This window comes from Actinocorallia lasiicapitis, from assembly GCF_054778695.1.
Genome location: NZ_BAAGZI010000532.1, coordinates 1 through 3233, shown reverse-complemented (window position 1 = coordinate 3233; position 3233 = coordinate 1). Strand labels below are relative to the sequence as shown.

General features: G+C 69.9%; 2 protein-coding genes and 2 pseudogenes. All 4 read left to right on the top strand.

All coding sequences use genetic code 11. The annotated features are described in order from the left end of the window. Positions 1-584: pseudogene (locus ACYVE7_RS31645) on the top strand (response regulator receiver protein); the annotation flags it as partial. 25 nt (positions 585-609) lie between these two features. Then, positions 610-2397, top strand: a complete 1788-nt coding sequence (locus ACYVE7_RS31640) for an AAA family ATPase (protein WP_460369937.1) — start codon at positions 610-612, stop codon at positions 2395-2397. 5 nt (positions 2398-2402) lie between these two features. Next, a complete protein-coding gene (locus ACYVE7_RS31635) occupies positions 2403-3044 on the top strand; it encodes a 4Fe-4S single cluster domain-containing protein (protein WP_460369939.1) in 642 nt (213 codons plus the stop codon). Further along, a pseudogene (locus ACYVE7_RS31630) lies at positions 3032-3233 on the top strand (hypothetical protein); the annotation flags it as partial. The gene ACYVE7_RS31635 and the pseudogene ACYVE7_RS31630, both read left to right, overlap by 13 nt.

Here is a 3233-nt window from a genome sequence, read left to right as displayed (position 1 = left end):
CCGACGCCGACCACCGCACCGTCCGCGCCGCCGCGGGCCGGGTCGTGCACGCCGCCACCCCCGCCGAGGCCGAGGGCCTGCTCTCGGAGGTCAGGCTCCGCGTCCAGGAGGCCAACACCAGGACCAGGGACGAGCGGAGGCACGCGGCCGAACTCCGCGCCGCCCGGCAGGCCGAAGCGCAGGCCGAAGCCGAACGCGCCTACGTCCTGGCGACGGTCACCGAGGCGTTCGAGGAGCTCGGCTACCAGGTCGACGCCGGGTTCGAGACCGTCACCCCGCTGACTCTGACACGCGCCGACTGGCCGGACCAGGTCGTCCTGATGGGCCTGGACGAGGGCACGCTCCGCGCCAAGATGTTGCGGACGCGCCCGCCCGCCAGCGAGGACGAGCGCCGCCGCGACGCCGAACACGAACGCGCCTGGTGTGAGGCGTTCGAGGCCGCGAAGGAGCGGCTGGAGCGCGAGGGCATGACCGTCGCGGTGACGTGGCGGCTGGAGCCCGGTGCCGAAGCGCTGCCGCTGGGGGCAGAATCGACCACGAGCCGGAAGAAGCACAAGCCGAGGGAACGCCACGTTGAGCACTGACCAACCGACTCTCGGGGGCCGTCTGATGGGCTGGCCCCCGTTCATCCGGGAGCTCGACGCCACGCTGTCGGTGCACTCGCAGTACGTGCTGTCGGGGAACCTCTACGACAGTTTTCTGTTTCCCAACGGTGACGGCATGGCGCTGCTGCCGCTCCGCGACATGCTGTCGGAGGCGCTGAACGCCAGCGGCATCGGCTGTCTGCTCGTCTACGACCCGGTGGACGGCCTGCGCGTCTTCCCCGAGGGTGACGAGCAGGCGGAGGAGACCGCCAAGAAGCTCCTCGGCAAGTACGACGCGAAGCCGTCGCTGGAGGGGCTCACCAAGGTGCTGGCCGCGGTCGCCAAGCCGGCCGAGCAGGTCAGGGCGGCGGTCCTGATCGAGGGCGCGTCCCGGATTTCGGCGTCGGGCACCGAGCTGGTCCCCGCCGAGCGCGACTTCTTCCGTTACTGCGAGAAGCTGGCCAGGACGGCCCGCCCGGTGCGCGCGCCGGGCGTCCGGCCGAAGCCGTTCCACAACCCGATCATCTGGCTGGTGGAGCGGCCCGGCGATCTGCCGGCGTGGCTGTCGTCCGACAACGACTCGATCCGCGAGATCGTCCTGCCCCGTCCGCATCTGGGCGATCGGCAGACCACGGCGCGGCTGCTGGCCCGCGCGTTCGCCGTCGACCCCGAGACCGACGACGCGGCCGCCGACGCCTGCAACGCGTTCGCCGAGCAGGCCGACGGCCTCACCCTCCAGTCGATGATCGAGGTCACCCGGCTGGCGAAGGAGCGGAACGTCGCGCTGGCCGATCTGCCGGACGCCGTCCGCACCTACAAGCTGGGCGTCCTGGACAATCCGTGGTCGCGGGGGCATCTGCGCAAGCGGGTCCTGGACGGCGAGAAGCGGGTCCCCGAGCGGGTGCTGGGGCAGCACCAGGCCGTCACCAAGACCCTCGACATCCTCAAGCGGGCCGTCCTCGGGCTGTCGGGGGCTCAGGCCACCAAGCAGGGTTCGCGTCCTCGCGGGGTGCTGTTCTTCGCGGGCCCGACGGGCACCGGCAAGACCGAGCTGGCCAAGGCGATCACCTCGCTGGTCTTCGGCGACGACTCGGCCTACCTGCGGTTCGACATGTCGGAGTTCTCGGCCGAGCAGGCGGGTGACCGGCTGATCGGCTCGCCGCCCGGCTATGTCGGGCACGAGGCGGGCGGCGAGCTCACCAACGCCGTCCGCGAGGATCCGTTCCGGGTGATCCTGTTCGACGAGATCGAGAAGGCCCACCCGCGGATCCTGGACAAGTTCCTGCAGATCCTCGAGGACGGCCGCCTCACCGACGGCCGCGGCCAGACCGTCCACTTCTCCGAGGCCATCCTGATCTTCACGTCCAATCTGGGCTCGTCGAAGGTGATCCCCGGGCTCGGCTACGCGGAGATCGAGCACCGGATCAAGACGGCGATCGGCGACCACTTCACCACGGTCCTCAACCGGCCCGAGCTGCTGAACCGGCTCGGCGACAACGTGATCGTCTTCAACTTCATCGGTCCCGAGCCCGCGTCGAAGATCTTCGATCTGCAGTTGGAGAACATCTGCAAACGGGTCTCCGACGAGCACCGCCTCACCCTGACCGTCACCCCGGACGTGCTGGCCACGCTCCGCGAGTGGTGCACGGCCGAGCTCGACAAGGGCGGCCGCGGCATCGGGATGGCCCTGGAGGCCCACTTCGTCAACCCGCTGGCCCGTGGCCTGTTCGACCGGGAACTGAAGGCGGGAACCGAGCTCACTGTGTCGGGCATCACCCGCGAGGGGAGCATCGTGGAGCTCGAGCTGTCGTGACGACGATGCTGCTGGCCAAAGCCCATCACCCGGTGACCACGCTCGGTCACGGGGTGCGAGCGGGCATCTGGTTCCAGGGGTGCACGATCGCCTGTCCCGGCTGCCTGTCGCGCGACACCTGGCCGGCGGAGGAGTCCCATGCGGTCCCGGTGGAAGGGGTTTTGGACTGGCTGCGGGGCCTTCCGCCGATCGACGGCGTGACGGTCTCGGGCGGTGAGCCGTTCCAGCAGCCCGAGGCGTTGCGGGCGCTACTCGCGGGCATCATCGAGTGGCGTGGATCACGTGAGTTGGACATCCTCCTTTATTCCGGATATGTAATCTCCAGGCTCTCGCGGAAACCCGAGTCGCGGGACATCCTGAAACTGTGTGATGCTGTTGTCTCCGGGCCGTACGTGGAACGGCTGGGCGACGACTCCCCCCTGCGGGGATCGTCGAACCAACAGCTCGTGCCGTTGACCCCCCTGGGGGAGCAGCGGTACGGCCCAAACGGGCAGAACGAACGGCGCATACAGGTGTGCGTCGAAGACGGTGCGGAAGGACGGCGGGTGTACTACATCGGCATCCCGCGCCGAGGCGACATGGATCGCTTGAGCGCGGTGCTGGACGGGGCTGGAGTACGAGCCGGGGAGGCCTCATGGAGACTCTGACCTGCGAGGTCTGCCAGACCCCGCACAACCCGGGCGATCTGATCTGCCTGACCTGCGGGAACAACCTCACCCGCGGCCGTCGCCGGCGTCCGCAGCCGCAGGAGGCCGGGTACGGGCAGCAGCCCCCGGCCGGCCAGCCCGGCTACGGGCAGGACGGCTACGGCCAGGCGCCGCAGGGCGGCCAGCCGG